At 62.9% G+C, this 18615-nt stretch carries 32 protein-coding genes; 31 read left to right on the plus strand and 1 reads right to left on the minus strand.

Annotated features, from left to right (window positions below; all coding sequences use genetic code 11):
• Positions 1–5 precede the first annotated feature (5 nt).
• From rplC to OEX18_12835, 31 genes are all read left to right on the plus strand, one after another.
• Positions 6–626 (plus strand): 50S ribosomal protein L3, encoded by a 621-nt coding sequence (rplC, locus tag OEX18_12685; GenBank protein ID MDH4338120.1) that lies wholly within the window; start codon positions 6–8, stop codon positions 624–626.
• Positions 627–629: 3 nt separating this feature from the next.
• Entirely contained in the window at positions 630–1262 is a 633-nt protein-coding gene (gene rplD / locus OEX18_12690; protein MDH4338121.1) for a 50S ribosomal protein L4, read from the plus strand.
• On the plus strand, positions 1259–1567 hold the full coding sequence (gene rplW / locus OEX18_12695) for a 50S ribosomal protein L23 (protein ID MDH4338122.1): 309 nt from the start codon (positions 1259–1261) through the stop codon (positions 1565–1567). The genes rplD and rplW overlap by 4 nt, the downstream gene beginning before the upstream one ends.
• A gap of 17 nt (positions 1568–1584) precedes the next feature.
• Positions 1585–2424 (plus strand): 50S ribosomal protein L2, encoded by an 840-nt coding sequence (gene rplB, locus OEX18_12700; protein ID MDH4338123.1) that lies wholly within the window; start codon positions 1585–1587, stop codon positions 2422–2424.
• A gap of 9 nt (positions 2425–2433) precedes the next feature.
• Positions 2434–2721, plus strand: coding sequence for a 30S ribosomal protein S19 (gene rpsS, locus OEX18_12705; GenBank protein MDH4338124.1), 288 nt, complete (start codon positions 2434–2436; stop codon positions 2719–2721).
• Between the two features lie 27 nt (positions 2722–2748).
• The gene (gene rplV, locus OEX18_12710; GenBank protein ID MDH4338125.1) at positions 2749–3105 is read left to right on the plus strand and encodes a 50S ribosomal protein L22; all 357 of its coding nucleotides are present in this window, start codon (positions 2749–2751) and stop codon (positions 3103–3105) included.
• Between the two features lie 30 nt (positions 3106–3135).
• Entirely contained in the window at positions 3136–3807 is a 672-nt protein-coding gene (gene rpsC, locus OEX18_12715) for a 30S ribosomal protein S3 (protein ID MDH4338126.1), read from the plus strand.
• A 3-nt stretch (positions 3808–3810) separates the two neighbouring features.
• Entirely contained in the window at positions 3811–4227 is a 417-nt protein-coding gene (gene rplP, locus OEX18_12720; protein MDH4338127.1) for a 50S ribosomal protein L16, read from the plus strand.
• A 3-nt stretch (positions 4228–4230) separates the two neighbouring features.
• Positions 4231–4428: a 50S ribosomal protein L29 gene (gene rpmC, locus OEX18_12725; GenBank protein MDH4338128.1), complete on the plus strand. Its 198-nt coding sequence runs from the start codon at positions 4231–4233 to the stop codon at positions 4426–4428.
• A gap of 21 nt (positions 4429–4449) precedes the next feature.
• Positions 4450–4725, plus strand: a complete 276-nt coding sequence (rpsQ, locus tag OEX18_12730; GenBank protein MDH4338129.1) for a 30S ribosomal protein S17 — start codon at positions 4450–4452, stop codon at positions 4723–4725.
• A 28-nt stretch (positions 4726–4753) separates the two neighbouring features.
• Positions 4754–5122, plus strand: coding sequence for a 50S ribosomal protein L14 (rplN, locus tag OEX18_12735; protein MDH4338130.1), 369 nt, complete (start codon positions 4754–4756; stop codon positions 5120–5122).
• Between the two features lie 13 nt (positions 5123–5135).
• Entirely contained in the window at positions 5136–5453 is a 318-nt protein-coding gene (rplX, locus tag OEX18_12740; protein ID MDH4338131.1) for a 50S ribosomal protein L24, read from the plus strand.
• Positions 5454–5477: 24 nt separating this feature from the next.
• The gene (gene rplE, locus OEX18_12745; protein MDH4338132.1) at positions 5478–6020 is read left to right on the plus strand and encodes a 50S ribosomal protein L5; all 543 of its coding nucleotides are present in this window, start codon (positions 5478–5480) and stop codon (positions 6018–6020) included.
• 31 nt (positions 6021–6051) lie between these two features.
• A complete protein-coding gene (locus tag OEX18_12750) occupies positions 6052–6237 on the plus strand; it encodes a type Z 30S ribosomal protein S14 (protein ID MDH4338133.1) in 186 nt (61 codons plus the stop codon).
• A 129-nt stretch (positions 6238–6366) separates the two neighbouring features.
• Positions 6367–6765 carry a 30S ribosomal protein S8 gene (rpsH, locus tag OEX18_12755; GenBank protein MDH4338134.1) on the plus strand — a complete coding sequence of 133 codons (399 nt, stop codon included), beginning with the start codon at positions 6367–6369 and terminating at the stop codon, positions 6763–6765.
• A 19-nt stretch (positions 6766–6784) separates the two neighbouring features.
• Positions 6785–7330, plus strand: a complete 546-nt coding sequence (rplF, locus tag OEX18_12760; protein MDH4338135.1) for a 50S ribosomal protein L6 — start codon at positions 6785–6787, stop codon at positions 7328–7330.
• 34 nt (positions 7331–7364) lie between these two features.
• Entirely contained in the window at positions 7365–7808 is a 444-nt protein-coding gene (locus OEX18_12765; GenBank protein MDH4338136.1) for a 50S ribosomal protein L18, read from the plus strand.
• 180 nt (positions 7809–7988) lie between these two features.
• Positions 7989–8477, plus strand: a complete 489-nt coding sequence (gene rpsE / locus OEX18_12770; GenBank protein MDH4338137.1) for a 30S ribosomal protein S5 — start codon at positions 7989–7991, stop codon at positions 8475–8477.
• Positions 8467–8652 (plus strand): 50S ribosomal protein L30, encoded by a 186-nt coding sequence (gene rpmD / locus OEX18_12775; protein ID MDH4338138.1) that lies wholly within the window; start codon positions 8467–8469, stop codon positions 8650–8652. The genes rpsE and rpmD overlap by 11 nt, the downstream gene beginning before the upstream one ends.
• A gap of 4 nt (positions 8653–8656) precedes the next feature.
• Positions 8657–9100, plus strand: coding sequence for a 50S ribosomal protein L15 (rplO, locus tag OEX18_12780; protein MDH4338139.1), 444 nt, complete (start codon positions 8657–8659; stop codon positions 9098–9100).
• 35 nt (positions 9101–9135) lie between these two features.
• Positions 9136–10449, plus strand: a complete 1314-nt coding sequence (gene secY, locus OEX18_12785) for a preprotein translocase subunit SecY (protein ID MDH4338140.1) — start codon at positions 9136–9138, stop codon at positions 10447–10449.
• Complete coding sequence (locus OEX18_12790; protein ID MDH4338141.1) at positions 10450–11100, plus strand: adenylate kinase; 651 nt, start codon at positions 10450–10452, stop codon at positions 11098–11100.
• Positions 11097–11840, plus strand: coding sequence for a type I methionyl aminopeptidase (gene map, locus OEX18_12795; protein ID MDH4338142.1), 744 nt, complete (start codon positions 11097–11099; stop codon positions 11838–11840). Before OEX18_12790 ends, map begins: the two co-directional genes overlap by 4 nt.
• A 24-nt stretch (positions 11841–11864) precedes the next feature.
• The gene (infA, locus tag OEX18_12800) at positions 11865–12083 is read left to right on the plus strand and encodes a translation initiation factor IF-1 (protein MDH4338143.1); all 219 of its coding nucleotides are present in this window, start codon (positions 11865–11867) and stop codon (positions 12081–12083) included.
• A 23-nt stretch (positions 12084–12106) separates the two neighbouring features.
• The gene (rpmJ, locus tag OEX18_12805; GenBank protein MDH4338144.1) at positions 12107–12220 is read left to right on the plus strand and encodes a 50S ribosomal protein L36; all 114 of its coding nucleotides are present in this window, start codon (positions 12107–12109) and stop codon (positions 12218–12220) included.
• Between the two features lie 61 nt (positions 12221–12281).
• On the plus strand, positions 12282–12662 hold the full coding sequence (gene rpsM, locus OEX18_12810) for a 30S ribosomal protein S13 (GenBank protein MDH4338145.1): 381 nt from the start codon (positions 12282–12284) through the stop codon (positions 12660–12662).
• Positions 12663–12713: 51 nt separating this feature from the next.
• Entirely contained in the window at positions 12714–13109 is a 396-nt protein-coding gene (gene rpsK / locus OEX18_12815; protein MDH4338146.1) for a 30S ribosomal protein S11, read from the plus strand.
• A gap of 28 nt (positions 13110–13137) precedes the next feature.
• Complete coding sequence (gene rpsD, locus OEX18_12820) at positions 13138–13767, plus strand: 30S ribosomal protein S4 (protein ID MDH4338147.1); 630 nt, start codon at positions 13138–13140, stop codon at positions 13765–13767.
• A gap of 36 nt (positions 13768–13803) precedes the next feature.
• Positions 13804–14898 (plus strand): DNA-directed RNA polymerase subunit alpha, encoded by a 1095-nt coding sequence (locus OEX18_12825; GenBank protein ID MDH4338148.1) that lies wholly within the window; start codon positions 13804–13806, stop codon positions 14896–14898.
• 56 nt (positions 14899–14954) lie between these two features.
• Complete coding sequence (gene rplQ, locus OEX18_12830; protein ID MDH4338149.1) at positions 14955–15701, plus strand: 50S ribosomal protein L17; 747 nt, start codon at positions 14955–14957, stop codon at positions 15699–15701.
• A 112-nt stretch (positions 15702–15813) separates the two neighbouring features.
• Positions 15814–17046: a family 10 glycosylhydrolase gene (locus tag OEX18_12835; protein ID MDH4338150.1), complete on the plus strand. Its 1233-nt coding sequence runs from the start codon at positions 15814–15816 to the stop codon at positions 17044–17046.
• Between the two features lie 3 nt (positions 17047–17049).
• Here the strand turns inward: OEX18_12835 and OEX18_12840 are convergent.
• Positions 17050–18615, minus strand: a 1566-nt coding sequence (locus tag OEX18_12840; GenBank protein MDH4338151.1) for a tetratricopeptide repeat protein, incomplete at its 5' end; no start/stop codon positions are given.

The following is an 18615-nucleotide window of genomic DNA, read 5'->3' on the forward strand; positions in this document are numbered from 1 at the left end:
CAGCCATGATGCTAATCGGCAAAAAAATTGGAATGACACAGATATTCGAGCCGTCCGGCAGGGTGATCCCGGTGTCGGTCGTCGAGGTGGGGCCCTGCCCCATCATCCAGGTGAAGACCCCCGAGAAGGAAGGCTACGGCGCCATCCAGATCGGTTTCGACGAGACCAAGGCGTCCCGCGTGAACAAGCCGGAGGCCGGCCACTTCAAGCAGGCGGGCGTACCCGTGCGACGCATTCTGCGCGAGGTTCGCGTGGACGATCCCGCCACCTTCAAGGTGGGCGACACCCTCGACGTGAAGCTGTTCGAGGGTGCCAAGATCGTGCACGTCACCGGCACCTCGAAGGGGCGCGGTTTCGCGGGAACCATCAAACGCCACAACTTCCAGCGCGGGCGCAAGACGCACGGTAACAAGAACTATCGCGAGCCCGGTTCGACCGGGTCGTCCGCGTATCCGTCGCGAATCATGCCCGGCAAACGCATGCCGGGGCGCATGGGCGGCGTCAAGCGCACCACGCGCAACCTGACGCTGGTACAGATCGACGCGGAGAACAACCTGCTGTTCATCAAGGGCAGCATTCCCGGCGCGAACAACGGCATCGTGTTCGTCCGCTCGGACGCGAGGTAGACCATGGCGACGGCCAATTGCTTCGAAAAAGACGGCAAGAGCGCGGGCACGGTTGACCTGCCCAAGGCGTTGTTCGACGCCGAGGTGAACGAGTTCGTCGTGCACGAAGCGGTGGTGGCGTATCTCGCCAACCAGCGCCAGGGCACCGTGAACACCAAGGAGCGCTCGGATGTGCGCGGCGGTGGCAGGAAGCCGTGGCGGCAGAAGGGCACCGGCCGCGCGCGCGCCGGAACCATTCGTTCGCCGCTGTGGCGTGGTGGCGGCACCGTTTTCGGTCCGCACCCGCGCGACCACCGCGTCAAAATGAACAAGAAGGTCAAGCGCATCGCGCTGTGTTCCTCGCTCACCAGTCGCGCCCGCGACGGAAATGTCGTCGTGGTGAAGTCGCTGGATTTCGACGTGCCCAGGACGAAGGATTTCGCCGGGCTGCTCAAGAGTGTGGGCGCCTATCCCGACAAGAAGACGCTGGTGGTTCTCGACAAGGCGCACCCGGCCACCATCAAGTCGGTGCGCAACATCGACCATGTTCGCGTGACGCTGGCGGATTCGGTGAGCACCTACGACGTGGTGTGGGCCGAGAAGCTGGTTGTGTCGAGCGCGGCGCTCAGCCGCATGGAAGAGGTGTTTGCGTCATGAGGACCAGCGACATTCGCTTCATCATCGATGCGCCCATGCTCACCGAGAAGAGCGCGGTGCTCAAGGAAAGCAAGAATCGCTACGTGTTTCGTGTCGATCGTAATGCCAACAAGCGGGAGATCAAGGAAGCGGTGGAGAAGCTCTTCAATGTGAAGGTGCTCGACGTACGCACCGCGATGTTCCCAGGCAAGATGACAGTGGTAATGAACAAGTCGGGCCGCTTCGCCGGCGCGCGCAAGCCGTGGAAGAAGGCATACGTGACCCTGGCCGAGGGCCAGACGATAGAAGCCTTCGATATCGCCTGAGCCAAGAAGGAACTGCGATGGGTGTCAAAAAGTTCAGACCGATTACGCCGACGCTGCGCTATCGCACCGTGTCGGACTTTGCCGAGATCACCAAGGTGGGTCCGGAAAAGTCCCTCACCGAGGGACTCAAGAAGTCCGGGGGGCGCAACAACCTCGGACGCCAGACCGCGCGTCGTCACGGTGGCGGGCACAAGCGCCTGTACCGGATCGTCGACTTCAAGCGCCGCAAGACGGATGTTCCCGCCAAGGTGGCATCCATCGAATACGATCCGAACCGCACCTCGCGCATCGCGCTGTTGCAGTACGCGGATGGCGAGAAGAGCTACATCATCGCGCCCAACGACCTCAAGGTGGGCGACACGGTGATGGCGGGCAGCGAGGCCGACATCAAGCCGGGCAACGCGCTGCCGCTGGAGAAGATTCCGGTGGGCACCATGGTGCACAACATCGAGCTGGTGGCGGGCAAGGGCGGCCAGATGGCGCGCTCGGCGGGCTCGTTCGCACAGCTCATGGCCAAGGACGGCGACTATGCCACCCTGCGCCTGCCTTCGGGTGAGATGCGCATGGTGCGCAGGGAGTGTTTCGCCACCGTGGGCCAGGTGGGCAACCTGGATCACGAGAACGTGGTGAGTGGCAAGGCCGGGCGCACGCGCTGGCTGGGACGGCGTCCCACCGTGCGCGGTGTTGCGATGAACCCGGTGGATCACCCGCTCGGCGGCGGCGAGGGCAAGTCCAGCGGCGGACGCCCGGGTTGCAGCCCTTCGGGCCGGCCGGATGGGCGCAAGACGCGCAAGCACAGAAAGTCCAGCACGCGGTTGATCATTCGTCGCCGCGGCAAGAAGAAGACGGAAGGATAAGAGGTCGATATGGCGAGGAGTCTCAAGAAGGGGCCGTTCATTGACGAGAAGCTTCTGAAGAAGGTCACGACGATGAACCAGAAGGGCGAGAGGCGCGTCATCAAGACGTGGGCCCGCCGCTCGACGATTTCGCCGGAGATGATCGGTCACACGCTGGCGGTTCACAACGGCAAGCAATTCATTCCGGTCTACGTGACGGAGAACATGGTGGGACACAAGGTCGGCGAGTTTTCGCTGACGCGCCAGTTCCGCGGCCATACGCACAAGACCAAGGAAGAGAAAGCGGCCAAGAAGTAGTTCAACGGCCATCAACAGGACGGAATCATGGACGCGTACGCAGTATCCAAACATGTCGGCTTCCCGCCGCGCAAGGTTCGCCAGCTGGCGGACCTGGTTCGCGGTCAGAATGTCGACAACGCCCTCGTTACGCTGCGCCTGACCAGGCGGGCGGCGTCGGCGGCGGTGAGCAAGACCATCCGGTCGGCCATGCACAACCTCGTCAACAAGCACGGCGGGGCGGTTTCGGCCGAGGACATGTTCGTCAAGTCGATCCTGATCGACGAGGGACGGACCCTGTACCGCATACGGCCGCGTGCGCAGGGCCGGGCATACCGGATTCGCAAGCGCAGCAGTCACATCAAGGTAATCGTGTCGTTGACGGAGGGAGCCGAGAATGCGTAGCGGCGACAGAGCAGTGTGGAGGTTGATGTAATGGGACAGAAGACCCATCCCGTCGGTTTTCGTCTGGGGATCAACCGGACCTGGGACTCGCGCTGGTTCTCGTCCAAGGACTACGCCAAGTGGCTGGACGAGGACATCAAGGTTCGCAACTACGTCAAGCGACGTCTGTTCCGCGCCGGCGTGGCCCGCATTGAGATCGAGCGCTCGGGCGAGAAGGCCATCGTCAACATCTTTACGGCGCGTCCGGGCATGGTCATCGGCCGCAAGGGGTCGGAAGTCGACCTGCTGCGCGAAGAACTGAAGCAGCGTTGCGGGCGAGAGGTGCAGATCAACATCAAGGACGTCAAGAAGCCCGAGCTGAACGCGCAACTGGTGGCCGAGCACATCGCCATGCAGTTGACGCAACGCGTCGCCTTCCGCCGCGCCATGAAGAAGACGCTGCAGTCGGCAATGCGCATGGGCGCGCAGGGCATCAAGGTGCAGTGTTCGGGCCGGCTGGGCGGTTCGGAAATCGCGCGCTGCGAGGGTTACCACGAGGGGCGGGTTCCGCTCCACACGCTGCGCGCCGACATCGACTTTGCGCGCGCCACCGCCCACACCACGTTTGGTTGCGTGGGCGTGAAGGTTTGGATCTACAAGGGCGAGATCTTCCCCGAGGAGTTCAAGAAGTCGCTCGCTCGGGCCGGAGAGGGGGCCAAGTAAGTCATGTTGATGCCGAAGCGCGTAAAACACCGCAAGCAACAGCGCGGGCGCATGAGCGGACAGGCTACCCGTGGCTCGTCGATCTCGTTCGGTGAGTACGGTCTGAAGGCCCTGGAGCCGCAGTGGATCACCAACCGCCAGATCGAGGCGGCCCGTGTGGCGATCACGCGACACATGAAGCGTGCCGGTAAGCTCTGGATCCGGATCTTTCCGGACAAGCCGGTCACGGTGAAGCCGGCCGAGACGCGCATGGGTAAGGGAAAGGGCAGCCCGGAGTACTGGGTTGCCGTGGTCAAGCCCGGCCGGGTGTTGTTTGAACTGGAGGGCGTACCGGCGGATGTGGCGCAGCGTGCCCTTGACCTGGCGGCTTCCAAGCTGCCCCTCAAGACCAAGTTCGTGCGGCGCAATCAGGAGGACTAGGAGATGAAGGCGCAAGAGTTGAGAGAAATGAACATCGAAGAGCTCAAGGCGCACCAGGAGACGCTGCTCGATGAGCTGGCCAACCTGCGCGTCAAGCTTGTTTTGCGCCAGTTGGACAACCCGCTGCGTGTGCGCCACCTGCGCAAGGACATCGCACGGGCCCGGACCCTCATTCGTCAGAAGCAGTTGGCCGCCAAGTAGCGGAGTACAGGACGGATAAAGATGACGGAAACGAACGCAACGCCCCGCGAGAACCGACGCAAGACCTTCGTCGGCCTGGTGGAGAGCGCCAAGATGAACAAGACCATCGTGGTGTCGGTGGAACGTCTGGTGAAGCACAGCTCCTACGGCAAGTACGTGAAGCGAACCACCAAGCTCTACGCCCACGACGAAGAAAACACGTGCAACATCGGGGACAAGGTCCTCGTGATGTCGACGCGGCCGCTCAGCAAGCTCAAGCGCTGGCGTCTGATCGAAGTCATCGAGCGCGCAAAGTAGCCTCGAAGGAATTCGGTAGGTAACGACTATGATCAGAATGCAAACCATGCTTCAGGTTGCCGATAACTCGGGTGCAAAGCGTCTGCAGTGCATCCAGGTGATCGGATCGACGCGCAAGAACAGCGCCACCATCGGCGACATCATTTCGGTGTCGGTGAAGGTCGCCATTCCGGGCGGCCTGGTGAAGAAGGGGCAGGTGGCCAAGGCGGTAATCGTCCGCACCACCAAGGAGACGCGTCGCGACGACGGGACGTTTATCCGCTTCGATGAGAACGCCGCCGTGATCATCAACGACAACAAGGAGCCCATCGGGACCCGTATTTTCGGCCCGGTGGCGCGCGAACTGCGCGACAAGAAGTTCATGAAGATCGTTTCGCTCGCGCCTGAGGTGCTGTAGCACGGGAGTGGTCATGGAGCGCATCGTCAAAAACGACACAGTCAAAGTTATTTCCGGCAACTACAAGGGTAAGACCGGACGTGTGATCAAGGTGGTTCCGGACAAGAATCGCGTGATCGTGGAGAAGATCCAGCTGGTCAAGCGTCACACGCGTCCGCGGTCGCAGCAGCAGCAGGGCGGCATTATCGAGAAGGAAGCCTCGATTCATGTCTCCAATGTGATGCTGGTGTGTCCCAAATGCGGAAAGCCCTCGCGTACCCACAGCGGTACGCTTTCAGGCAAAAAGGTGCGGGTCTGCAACTCCTGCGAAGAGATGCTCACCGGCGAGTAGCTGCGATCCTGACGGAGAAGAATGATGGCCAGACTGCGTGAGATTTATGAGAAGGAAGTCGTCCCCGCGCTGCGGAAGGACTTCGGCTTCAAGAACGTCATGGAAGTTCCGCGTATCGAGAAGATCGTGGTCAACATGGGCGTGGGCGAGGCCGTGTCCAATGGAAAGCTGGTCGACTCCGCCATGGACGACCTGGCGCTGATCACCGGACAGAAGCCGCGTCTCAACCGCGCGCGCGTCTCGGTGGCGGCCTTCAAGCTGCGCGAGAACATGCCCATTGGCTGCAAGGTGACCCTGCGCGGCGAGCGCATGTACGAATTCTATGACCGGCTGGTAAACGTCTCGCTGCCCCGTATTCGTGACTTCCGCGGCGTGCCGTCGCGCGGTTTCGACGGGCGCGGAAACTTCACGATGGGCATCAAGGAACACATCATTTTCCCGGAGATCGAGTACGACAAGATCGTTCAGGTCTTCGGGATGGACATTACGATCGTGACGTCGGCGCGCACTGACGAGCAGGCGCTCGCGTTGCTGACGCACATGAAGATGCCGTTCCGCAAGAACTAGCGACGGCACCAAGAACGGCAGGAAGGAAACCGTGGCCAAGAAATCGTGGATTGTGAAATCCAATCGGACCCCGAAGTTCAAGGTGCGCGCCTATCACCGCTGCAACAAGTGCGGCCGGTCGCGCGCATACCTGCGCAGGTTCGGCCTGTGCCGAATCTGTTTCCGCGACCTCGCCCTGCAGGGCGAAGTCCCGGGCGTGGTCAAAGCTAGCTGGTAGGTATCCGCGCGGACCGTTCGGACGTTCTCCGCTCAGGTCCTCGCGCGAACGATCTATAAGAGCGCGCTGCGGAAATCGCGTCGAACGTCCGATACGATCCGCTAGCGTCGGAAGAGAGAAGAGAAAATTATGGCGATGACAGATCCGATTGCGGACTACCTGACGAGGCTGCGCAACGCCTCGAATTCGAAGCAGAAGTACGTGGACATCCCGGCATCGCGCGTGAAGGCGCAGATGAGCAAGATCCTGCTCGATTCCGGCTATGTGAGCGGGGTGAAGTACATCGAGGACGACCGCCAGGGGCTCCTGCGGGTCTACCTGAAGTACACCCGCGAGAACACGCCGGTGATTGCCGGTGCGCAGCGCGTCAGCCGCCCCAGCCGCAGGGTGTACACGGGCCGCACGCACCTGCCACGCGTACTTGGCGGCTACGGCATCGCCATAGTGTCGACGTCACAGGGTATTCTCACCGACATCGAGTGCCGCAAGCGTGGCATCGGCGGCGAGATCATGTGCGAAGTCTGGTAACGAAACGGACGGTTTGAAGATGTCTCGAATCGGAAAACAGCCGGTGAGCATTCCGGCGGGAGTGACCGTGAACGTCGACGGTTCCCAGGTCACCGTGGAGGGCTCCAAGGGTGCCCTCTCGCTGCCCGTTCCCAATGGCTGCAAGGTGGCCGTTGAGGGCAACAACATCGTGGTGACGCGCGAGAACGATTTGAAGCCTGTTCGTGCCCTGCACGGGACCACGCGCGCACACCTGGCCAACATGGTCAAGGGCGTGTCGGTCGGCTGGTCGCGCGAGCTCGAGATCATCGGCGTGGGTTACAAGGCCGAGTCCAAGGGGAAATCGGTGACGCTCACCCTGGGCTTTTCGCACCCCGTTGAGTTCCCGGTGCCGGAAGGTGTCACGGTGGAGACGCCGGAGCCGACCAAGGTGCGCATTTCCGGAATCGACCGGCAGCGCGTGGGCCAGGTGGCTTCGGAGATCCGCGCCCTGCGTCCGCCGGAGCCCTACAAGGGCAAGGGTGTGAAGTACTCCGACGAAACCATCGTGCGCAAGGCCGGCAAGTCGGCCGCCAGTGGCGCGTAGCGGTATATAAGAGGAAATCGTCATGAAGAAGAAGATGCACAATCCCAGTGAGTACAAGCGGTGGCGCCGTCACAAGCGCGTGCGCAACCGGGTTGTAGGAACGCCTGAGCGCCCGAGGGTGTGCGTGTTCCGTTCGAACACGCATATCTATGCGCAGATCATCGACGACACGGCGGGAAAGACGCTGGTGTCGGTTTCGAGCTTGAAGCTCGAACTGCCGAAGGCCGCGCCCGAACCCGCGCCGGACGCCGAGGGCAAGGCCGAAGGCAAGGCAAAGGGCAAGAAGAAGGCCAAGGCCGCGGACGCCGCGCCGGCCGGACGCAAGAAGGTGCTGGCGCGCGAAGTGGGCCGGCTCCTCGCCGAGGCGGCCAGGGAAAAGGGCGTCAGCAAAGTAGCATTCGACCGCGGCGGCTATCTCTATCACGGCCGTGTCGCGGAGCTCGCGGAATCCGCGCGCAAGCACGGTCTCGAGTTTTAGTTCATCAGCACACGGACGGAGGACGTCGTAGTGGAAACCGGAACCAACCAGCGCTCAGACAACCGCCCCGGGCAGCGTGGACGCGGCCCGCAGCGGGGCAGCGGGCCCAATCGGGGCAAGGACGATCGAGGACGCCGCGGCGGACCGCGCGGGGATCGCGATCGCGGGGGCCCCGAATACATCGAGACCACCATCTACGTGAACCGCGTGGCCAAGGTGGTAAAGGGCGGACGCCGCTTCAGCTTTAACGCGCTGGTGTGCGTGGGTGACGGCATGGGCCGCGTGGGAATCGGCCTGGGCAAGTCGAACGAAATCAGCGATGCCATCCGCAAGGCGGGTGAAGTTGCCAAGCGTGGAATGGTGCGTATCCCCTTGATGGGTGGCACGATTCCCTACACCGTTTACGGCAAGCACGGCGCCGGCAAGGTCATCCTCAAGCCGGCCACCGCGGGTACCGGCGTGATCGCCGGCGGTGCGGTGCGCGCCGTCATGGAGTCGGCGGGGGTTCGCGACGTGCTGGCCAAGTCGCTGGGTTCCACCAACCCGCACAACCTGACCAAGGCCACCATGGAGGCACTCGAGCAGTTGAAGAGTGCCAAGGATGTGGCGCGCCGGCGTGGGATCTCCATCAACCAGCTGTTCGGAATCGAGGCACGCAGTGGCGAATAAGAAGACCATACGCATCAAGCAGGTAAAGAGCCTGAGCGGCGCCCTGCCCAAGCACCACCGCACCATGGAGGCGCTCGGGTTCAGGCATCATCAGCAGACCATCGAGAAGGTGGACACGCCGCAGATCCGCGGCATGATCCACCAGGTCCGTCACCTGGTAAGGGTGGAGGAGTAGGATCATGGATCTGAGCAAACTGAAGCCGGCCTCGGGAGCAAAGAAGCGGCGCAAGCGCGTGGGCTGTGGACCGGGTTCCGGTCACGGCAAGACGTCCACCAAGGGCCACAAGGGAACCCAGGCGCGTTCCGGTAACACCATGCACGCGTGGTACGAGGGCGGCCAGATGCCGCTGCAGCGCCGCCTCCCCAAGCGCGGGTTCACGAATATTTTCCGGGTCGCCTATCAGGTTGTGAACCTGGTCGATCTGGAACGGTTTGAAGCCAATGCCACCGTCGATGTCGACAAGCTCCTCGAGAGCGGTCTCGTGCGCAAGGCCAGCGGCAGGGTAAAGCTGCTCGGCAATGGCGAGATCAACAAGGTGCTCAACATCACGGTGCACGCGTGCAGCAAGAAGGCACGCGAAGCGGTCGAAAAGGCCGGCGGCCAGGTGAACATCGTCAAGTGACCCCGGGTCGCTGACGCAGGAATTATTAGGAAGTCATGTTCAACAAGATTCAGGAAATCTTCAGTATTCCCGAGTTGAAGCGCCGGGTGTTGTTCACCCTGGGGCTGCTCGTCGTGTATCGCGTCGGGGGGCATATCACAACGCCCGGTGTCGACGCTGCCGTGATGGCGGAGTTCTTCGAACGCCAGCGGGGAACCATCCTGGGGCTGTACGACCTGTTCGCCGGTGGCAACCTGGAGAAGGCCACCATCTTCGCGCTGGGCATCATGCCCTACATCAGCGCCTCCATCATCCTGCAGCTCTTCCAGGCGGTCATTCCGTACTTCGAGAAGCTGGCCAAGGAGGGCGACGAGGGGCGCAAGAAGATCACCCAGTACACACGTTACGGAACGGTGGTGCTGTCCGTGATCCAGGGCTTCGGTATCGCCATGTTCCTCGAGAACATGTCGGGACCGAGTGGAGCGTCGGCGGTGATGTTCCCCGGCTGGGGCTTCCGCCTGCTGACCGTACTGACGCTCACCGCGGGAACCGTCTTCGTCATGTGGCTCGGCGAACAGATCACGGAGCGGGGCATCGGCAACGGCATTTCGCTCATTATTACCATCGGCATCATCGCCCGCTACCCGATTGACGCGCTCAACACGCTGCGGGCGGTCCAGCTGGGCCAGATGACACCCTTCAAGCTGGCCATCCTGCTGCTGGTCATGGTGTTTATCACGGCGGCGATCATCTTTGTCACCCAGGGACAGCGGCGCATTCCGGTGCAATACGCCAAGCGCGTGGTGGGCCGCAAGGTGTACGGCGGCCAGGCCAGCTTCATCCCGCTGAGTGTGAACATCGCGGGCGTGATCCCCATTATCTTTGCGCAGTCGTTGATCATGTTTCCGGGAACCATCGCCGCGTTCTTCCAGAACGTGACCTTCCTGCAGACCATCACGCTATGGCTGTCGCCGGGGCACATGGTCTACATCGTTCTGTATTCGTTGATCATCATCTTCTTCACGTACTTCTACACGGCCATCGTGCTCAACCCGGTGGACCTGGCCGATAACATGAAGAAGTCCGGCGGCTTCATTCCGGGCATCCGCCCCGGCAAGCGCACCGCCGAGTACATCGATCGCATTCTCACGCGCATCACATTGCCGGGCGCCATCTTTCTCGCGTTCATCGCGGTCCTGCCCGACATCCTGATCCGCCAGGCCAATGTGCCCTTCTACTTTGGTGGCACCGGCCTCTTGATCGTGGTGGGCGTAATGCTCGACACCCTGCGCCAGGTGGAGTCGCACCTGCTGATGCGCCACTACGAAGGATTCGTGAAGCACGGCCGCTTGCGGGGGCGCAGGGGATAGATGAATCTGGTTTTGTTTGGTCCCCCCGGATCCGGCAAGGGAACGCAGGCCGAGCGGCTCCGGGACGATATGAAGCTTCGACATTTGTCCACGGGTGACCTGCTGCGAGACGCGGTGGCCCGGGAAACGGAGCTGGGGAAGAAAGTGAAGCACGTTCTGGCCTCGGGCCAGCTCGTCTCCGACGACATCGTCCTCGCGCTGATGCGCGACGCCATCGTCGCCGTGGGTGGGGACGGAGACCTCAAGGGATGGCTCCTCGACGGCTTCCCGCGCACCATCGGCCAGGCACAGGGCCTGGACGGGCTGCTCGCGGAACTGGGACAGAAGATCGACGCGGTGGTGGTGCTGGACGTGGATCGGGACGCGGTGGTGGACCGGCTGTCGGGCCGGCGGACCTGCACGCAGTGCAAGACCGTCTGGCACGTGAAAAATAATCCGCCGGCTGTGGAAGGCGTTTGCGACCGTTGCGGTGGAACGCTGGTGCAGCGCGACGACGACAAGCCCGAGACGATCGCGGCGCGGCTGGATGTGTACGAGAAACAGACGCGACCGATCCTGGAGCACTACCGGGGCAGTGTGACCCTGCACGAGGTCGACGGCGCCATGCCGGTCGACAAGGTAACACGGGCCATCGAGCGTGTGTTGTCATGATCGTCCTGAAGAAGCCTGATCAGATTGAGATCATGCAGGCCAATGGGACCATCGTGGTTGAGTGTTTTGCGTTTGCGCGTGATTTCATCCGGCCCGGCCGGACACGGCGCGAACTGGACGCGGAGATCGAGCGCCTGATCCTGGAGCGCGGCGGGAAGCCGGCGTTCAAGGGATTTCACGGCTACCCGGCTTCGACCTGTATCTCGGTGAACGAGGAGGTCGTGCACGGGATTCCGGATGACCGGGCGTTCGTGGAGGGTGACGTGGTGGGGCTGGACATCGGCGTGTTTCGCGACGGGTACTACGTTGACTCGGCGCGCACGATTCCGGTGGGGCGCATCAGCCAGGAGGCGCAGCGCCTGCTTGACGTGACCTGGGACTGCCTGGAAGCGGGCATCGACCAGGCGCGGCCCGGCAACCGCCTCACGGATATTTCGCACGCGGTCGAGTCGCGTGCGCGCAAGGCGGGGTTTGCGGTGGTGCGGTCGCTGGTGGGGCACGGCATCGGGGAGCGGATGCACGAGGATCCGCAGGTTCCCAATTTCGGGCCGCCGCGGCAGGGACCGGTTCTCGAGGAGGGGCTCGTGATCGCCATCGAGCCCATGATCAACCTGGGCACCGCGGAGGTGTTCACGCTCGAGGACGGATGGACCATCGTCACCGCGGACAAGAAGACGTCCGCGCACTTCGAAGACACGGTGGCGGTGACGAAAGACGGACCGCGCATCCTGACGCGCTAGTAGTAGGCAGAAACGAAAGGCTGTATGGCGAAAGACGACTCGATCACAGTGGAAGGAACGGTTGTTGAGGCCCTGCCCAACACCATGTTCCGGGTGGAGCTGGCCAACAAGCATGTGGTGCTGGCCCACGTTTCCGGGAAGATGCGGATGCACTTCATCAAGATTCTGCCCGGAGACCGCGTGACGATCGAAATTTCCGCGTACGATCCGACCAAGGGCCGAATCGTCTATCGGTACAAATAGAACGATCGCGGAGGAAAAGTGTCATGAAAGTCAGAAGCTCTATCAGGAAGATTTGTCCGGATTGCAAACTCATCCGGCGCAAAGGTGTGCTGCGGGTGATCTGCAAGCACAAGCGCCACAAGCAGCGCCAGGGTTAGTTGTTGAGCGCGCCATCGCATGCGATGGGCGCGCAAGGCTGGGAAAGGAGACCGGAGAGCCGTGCGAATTGCAGGCGTAGACATTCCAAATGACAAGCGCGTCGTTATCGCGCTGACCTACATCTACGGCATCGGGCCGAAGTCGGCGGAGCGCATCTGCGCCAAAGCCAGCATCGAACCGAGCTTGCGCGTGAAGAATCTTCTCGAAGAGCAGGGCATCAAGCTTCGCAATATCATCGAGAACGAATTCAAGGTGGAGGGTGAGCTGCGCACCGAGCTCAGCTTCAACATCAAGCGTTTGATCGATATCAATTGTTATCGTGGGCGGCGTCATCGCGTGAATCTGCCCGTGAATGGTCAGCGTACGCGCACCAACGCGCGCACGCGCAAAGGCCCCAAGGTGCGTCCGGGCGTTGGCAAGAAGAAGCCCGTCAAGAAGTAGTGACCCGACGCGGCAGCCGCAGAGAGCGGCCCGCGTGCAAGGAGGACAGCGTTGACGACCAAGCCGAAACGTAGTGGCGGCAAGAAGAAGTCGAAGAAGGTCGACGTGGCGGGCATTGCCCACATCAAGTCGACGTTCAACAACACCATCATTACCATCACGGATATGACCGGGGCGGTCGTGTCGTGGGCGAGCCCGGGCATGGTGGGTTTCAAGGGGTCGCGCAAGAGCACCCCGTTTGCAGCGCAGCTCGCCGCCGAGCGATGCGCTCGCGAGGCAATCGAGATGGGAATGCGCAAGGTGGAGGCGTGGATCAAGGGACCGGGTGCTGGCCGCGAGGCCGCCATCCGTTCGTTGCGTGGCGCCGGCCTCGACGTGATCGCGGTCAAGGATTGCACACCCCAGCCGCACAATGGCTGCCGCCCGAGGAAGCGGCGCCGGGTATAGCCTCGCGGCTATGCTTATGGAGGAATGAATGGCCAGGTATCGTGATGCCAAATGCAAGCTGTGCCGTCGTGAGGGAGAGAAGCTCTTCCTCAAGGGGGACCGTTGCTATTCAAACAAGTGCGCCATAGAAAAGCGCAATTTCCCGCCGGGGCAGCATGGCAAGGCGCGCCAGCGGAAGTCATCGAAGTACAACACCCAGCTGCGCGAGAAGCAGAAGCTGCGCAAGACCTATGGTCTGCTGGAGCGGCAGTTCCGCAACTACTTCCACAAGGCCGTGCAGCAGAAGGGCGTCACGGGTACGACCCTGCTCCAGCTGCTCGAGCGCCGTCTCGACAACGTCGTATTCCGTCTCGGTTTCACGACGTCGCGTGCACAGGCGAGGCAGTTGATCCGGCACAGCCACTTCGATGTGAACGGTAAGCGGGTGAATATCCCGAGCTACCTTGTGTCGCCGGGAGACCGCATTACGCCGCGCGGAAAGAGCAAGGAGCTCTTTATCATCCGTGAGGCCATCAAGAACGTCGACGCGCGCCAGGCCGTTCCGTATCTGGACCTGGACACCAACAAGCTCGAAGGCACATTCACGGAGATTCCGACGCGCGACGTGATTCCGGTGCCGGTGGACGAACAGCTCATCGTGGAGCTCTACTCCAAGTAACGTCACCGACCGTCCCGCAGGGAGGAGGAAGTCTGCATGAAATGGCGTAATCTTCTGATGCCGAAGGAGATCGTTCGAGACGAGACCACGGCGACCGAGAGCGTTTCACGCTTCATCGTGGAACCGCTGGAGCGTGGCTTCGGACTCACGTTGGGCAACGTGCTGCGCCGCACGCTGCTGTCATCCATTCAGGGTGCCGCCGTGACGGCCGTCCGTATCAAGGGCGTACTGCACGAGCTGGCCAATATTCCGGGCGTTATGGAAGACGTCACCGACGTGGTGCTGAATCTCAAACAGCTCGTCGTGGTGATGCACAACGACGAACCCAAGTTCATTAAGCTCAAGGTCACCCGCCAGGGACCGATCACGGCGGCGGACATCGAGCCGGATGCCGACATCGAGATCGTCAACAAGGACCTGGTACTGTGCACCGCGACCGAAGCGGTCGAGGTGGAGATGGACATCCTCATCGGTCATGGCCGCGGCTATGTGGCCGGCGAGACCCACGACCTGGGCGACTACGACATCGGCCTGATCCCGCTGGACGCCAATTTCTCGCCGGTGCGCAAGGTTGCGTACACGGTAGAGAACACGCGCGTGGGTCAGCGGACCGACTACGACCGTCTCATCCTGGAGATCGTCACCAACGGCAGCGTTCGCCCCGAGGACGCGCTGGGTTTCGCCGCCAAGATCGTCAAGGATCACATGCTGCTCTTCATCAAGTTCGATGAGGCGCCCATGGAAGAGCAGGAGCCCGAGGTGGACGAGGAGCGCGAGCGGCTGCGCGAGTTGATGGGCCGCAGCGTCGAGGAGCTGGAGCTGTCCGTGCGCTCAGGTAACTGCTTGCGCCGTGCCAACATACGCACGCTGGGTGAACTGGTGCGCCGCACCGAGCCCGAGATGCTCAAGTACCGCAACTTCGGCAAGCAGAGCCTCAAGGAGATCAGCGAGATCCTCGCCGGCATGGGCCTGCACCTGGGCATGGATGTCGACGCACTGCTCGGTGGCAAGGCGCCGAGGCCGAGCGCGCCGGACGACATGCCCGTGGATGTCGACATGGACATCGAGGACGACGACGACGACGATTCGGACAGCGACAGCGACAGCGAGATCGCAATCGAGAATTCGTAATCCGCGCCGGTGGGTGTTGAACGCCCCCGGCCAACCAGGCAGGACAGGGAAAAGACATGAGACATCGCGTTGATCATCGCAAGCTTGGACGGACGGCGTCCCACCGTAAAGCGCTCATGCGCAGCATGGTGACATCCCTCTTTCAGTCCGAGCGGATCACCACCACCGGGCCCAAGGCCAAGGAGGCGCGCCGCGTTGCGGAGCGTCTCATCACGCGGGCCAAGAAGGGCTACCGCGCGCACCAGGAGTGCCAGAGCCTGAAGTCTTCCGGTAAGGAAGCCGAGGCGCAGCGCATGGAGGCCACCGCGCTGGCGCACTGGCGCCAGGCGGGCCGGTTTGTCCGCGGCACCGAGGTGTTGCGCAAGCTGTTCGACGAGCTGGCGCCGCTGTACCTGGAACGCAACGGGGGTTACACCCGCATCATCCGCCTCGCGCAGAACCGCGTGGGCGACAACGCGCGCCTCGTGCTGCTGGAACTGGTGGACACCGAAGTCACCAAGAAGCCGCTGATCCGCGGGGTGAGCAAGGATGCCGCCGAGCCGGAGAAGCCGGTCAAGGGCAAGAAGGCCAAGGCCAGGTCGAAGGCAGCGGACGCCGAGGCGGCCGAGGGCGAGGAGAAGCCCAAGAAGAAACCGCGCAAGGCCAAGGCCGCGCCGGACAAGGCTTCCAAGGACCAGGCGGCGAAGGACAAGCGAGCCAAGGGCAAGAAAGACGAAGCCGGCAAGGGCAAGGCTGCCGGGGGCAAGAAGACCGGCTCCAAGGCCAAGGCCACGCCCAAGACGAAGTCCAAGAAATCCGGGTAGTCGCTCGATGGCGCGCGGTTTCCGGGCGGCGGCAAGCGTCTCGGTCCTGATCGCTTCGATTTGGATGTTATGGGAGCCCCTTCCACCGGGAGGGGCTTCCGCGTTTGCACAGGTGACACTCGTCGACAGCATCGCGCCCGGCGAGCCCTTTGCAATGCCCTACCTGGAGCGACTGCGGACTCACACCCCCGTACTCCCAAACGAAGAGGTGCGCGCCCTGTGGGTGGTGCGCGACGCTCTGGTCACGCCCGAGTCCATCACCCGCTTGATCGATTTTGCGGTGCTGACGCGCACGCATATGCTCTTCGTGCAGGTGCGCGGACGCGGTGACGCCTTCTACCGGTCCAGCACCGAGCCGCGTGCGTCCATTCTCACCGCACCCCTTTCTGATTTCGATCCCCTCGCCTACCTGGTCACCCTGGCGCAGCGCGAGGGAATCTCGGTGCACGCGTGGCTCAACGTGTACCTGGTGTGGTCCAACCCCGCGGAAACGCCTCCGCCCAACCATCTCATGGCGCTCCACCCGGAGTGGCTGCTCACCGACGCGCGCGGACGGCGCATGGACCGGGTGCCGCGCGATCAGTGGAAGAAGCTCGGCATCGAGGGCTATTTCATTTCGCCCGCGGTGCCGGGGATGCGCCGGCACATGGCCGGCGTGGTTCGCGAACTGGTGGAGAACTACGGCATCGACGGCGTGCACCTGGACTACATCCGCTACCCCAACAAGACCTTCGCCTACGATCCGGTGAGCCGCGCCACGTTTGCGGTGCGCTGGGGCGTGGACCCGGCGGAGCTGGTAGACGGCGATCGCGCCGGGCTGCAGGACGCGCTGGGCGCATCCGGGCTCTCGCTGGTGGACAGCCTGTCGGTGGCGCAGCGCGTGGCCGACGTGGACAGCATGGTGGTGGGGCTTCGTGCCGCCTGCGGTGTGCGCGCGCTGTCGGCGGCGGTGGTGGGCGATCCGGACCTGGCGTCACGCGAGAAGGCGCAGTACTGGGCCGGCTGGGTGCACCAGGGCTGGGTGGACTTCGTGGTGCCCATGGCGTACAACTTCCCGCCCCTGGAGGTGGAGGCGCGCGCGCAGGTGTACGGCCGCCTGGTGGGTCGCGACCGCTTCCTGATCGGGCTGGGTGTATTCGACGGGCGCGAGGAATACCTTGCCGAGTCGGTGGAACTCCTGCGCAACGTCGGCGTGGCCGGCTATGCGCTGTTCTCGTACAACTCCATCGTCAAGGACGGCTACGGCGCCGCCCTCATTGAGAACGCGGTGCTGCCGCCGGATACGAGCGATGTGGAAGACGAAGACGCAGATGCAGATGCAGATGCAGATGGTGGAGAGGACTAAGATCTACTTTCCTTCGTGCTGGGCCAGTGTGGCCGCGATGTACTGCTTGACCGTCTGCGGGAGATCCATGGTCTGACAGACGCGGAAGATCTGCATCGCGTCTTCCGTCTGACCCGCGCGCAGCAGGCATTCACCGTACATGAAGTGGTAGATGGCGTCCTCCGGTGAGTACTTCACGCCGTCGCGCGCAACCGGCAGCATCTTGTCCCACTGCCCCTTCTTCTCCAGGAACATCACCAGCCGGAAACGCGCCTTGCTGAACTCCGGACGCTTGACGAGAACCTCCTCCAGCATGGCGATGGCCTCGTCGATGCGCCCGTCCTCCTCGATGTAGACCGCCAGCCGGACGATCTGGCGCGGGTTGTGCGACACCTCCACCGCGCGCTCCATGGACCGAATGGCCTGTTTGATCTGCCCGCTCTCCTGCTGCAGGATGGCCAGGTTCTCCCACGCGTAGGACGCGTGGGTCTGGTCGTAGGTGAGGATGGTCTCGAAACGCTCCACCGTACGGTCCGTCGACGCATTCACCGCCACCCACGATACCCCCAGTGCCATCACGATCACGAGTGCCGGCGTGGCGAAGCGTGCGGTGGCGGCGGCCGCGGCCCCGGTGGTGCGCGTGTAACGTCCCAGCACCAGCAGCACCAGCGGCACGATGGCGGTGGTCATCATGGAGAACAGATCCCAGTCGCGGGCCATGCCGATCTCGGGGTGGAACAGCACCAGGTACAGCATGCACGGCACCAGGATGGTCCCGACCAACTGCCATTCGGCCGGATGAGAGAACCACGCGGTGGGGTCCTTGAGGGCGCGCCCATCCCGGACGGGATCCCGTCCGTCGGCCCGGTCCGCGCGCCGGCCCACCCAGGCCATGGCCGCCACCGTGGGCAGGATGGGCAGCAGAATGAGCAGCTCGTTCACCACGTCGAGCAGATGGTCGGGGGAGAAGAGCGCGTACTCCGCGTTGCTGAACCCGAGGGGCGCGTAGAAGCGGCGGATGGGCTCGTAGAGCGTGACACCGACAACGAAGATCAGCGTGGCGGCGCTGAACACGGGCATCCAGCGGCGCAAGAGCAATTCGCGCCGGCCGCGGACCTTCGTCCACAGCATCAAATACACGAAGGACGGCACGAAGAGCACGCACTGGATGTGGCAGTAGATGGCACACAGCAACGGCAGCGCCGCAAGCCACGGCGAACCCATGCGGTGCAGGGCACGAAACGCGGCGATCACATACAGGAGCAGGAAGAACATGGGCGCGGTGTAATTCTCGATGTACCCGAAGAAGAGCATGATGGAACTCGAGAACAGCGCCAGCACGATCAACCACACCCGGGCGTCGGACGGCAGAGCGCGGTTCGAGGACGCGAGCAGCGTGAAGAAGACGAACAGACCGCCCAGCAGGCAGTTGAACAGCCGCATGCTGTCGACCGGTGTGCGCTTGAAGGGTTTGAGTGTCTTGATGGCGCCGTAGTAGAGAAGGGTGGCACCCGGCGCGATGCCCTCTTCGGTGACGATGGCACGCGCGCTGCGCATGATCACCTGGTCGTGACCCTCTTCGGCGGCTTC

It is taken from the genome of Candidatus Krumholzibacteriia bacterium, from assembly GCA_029865265.1.
Taxonomy (GTDB): domain Bacteria; phylum Krumholzibacteriota; class Krumholzibacteriia; order WVZY01; family JAKEHA01; genus JAKEHA01.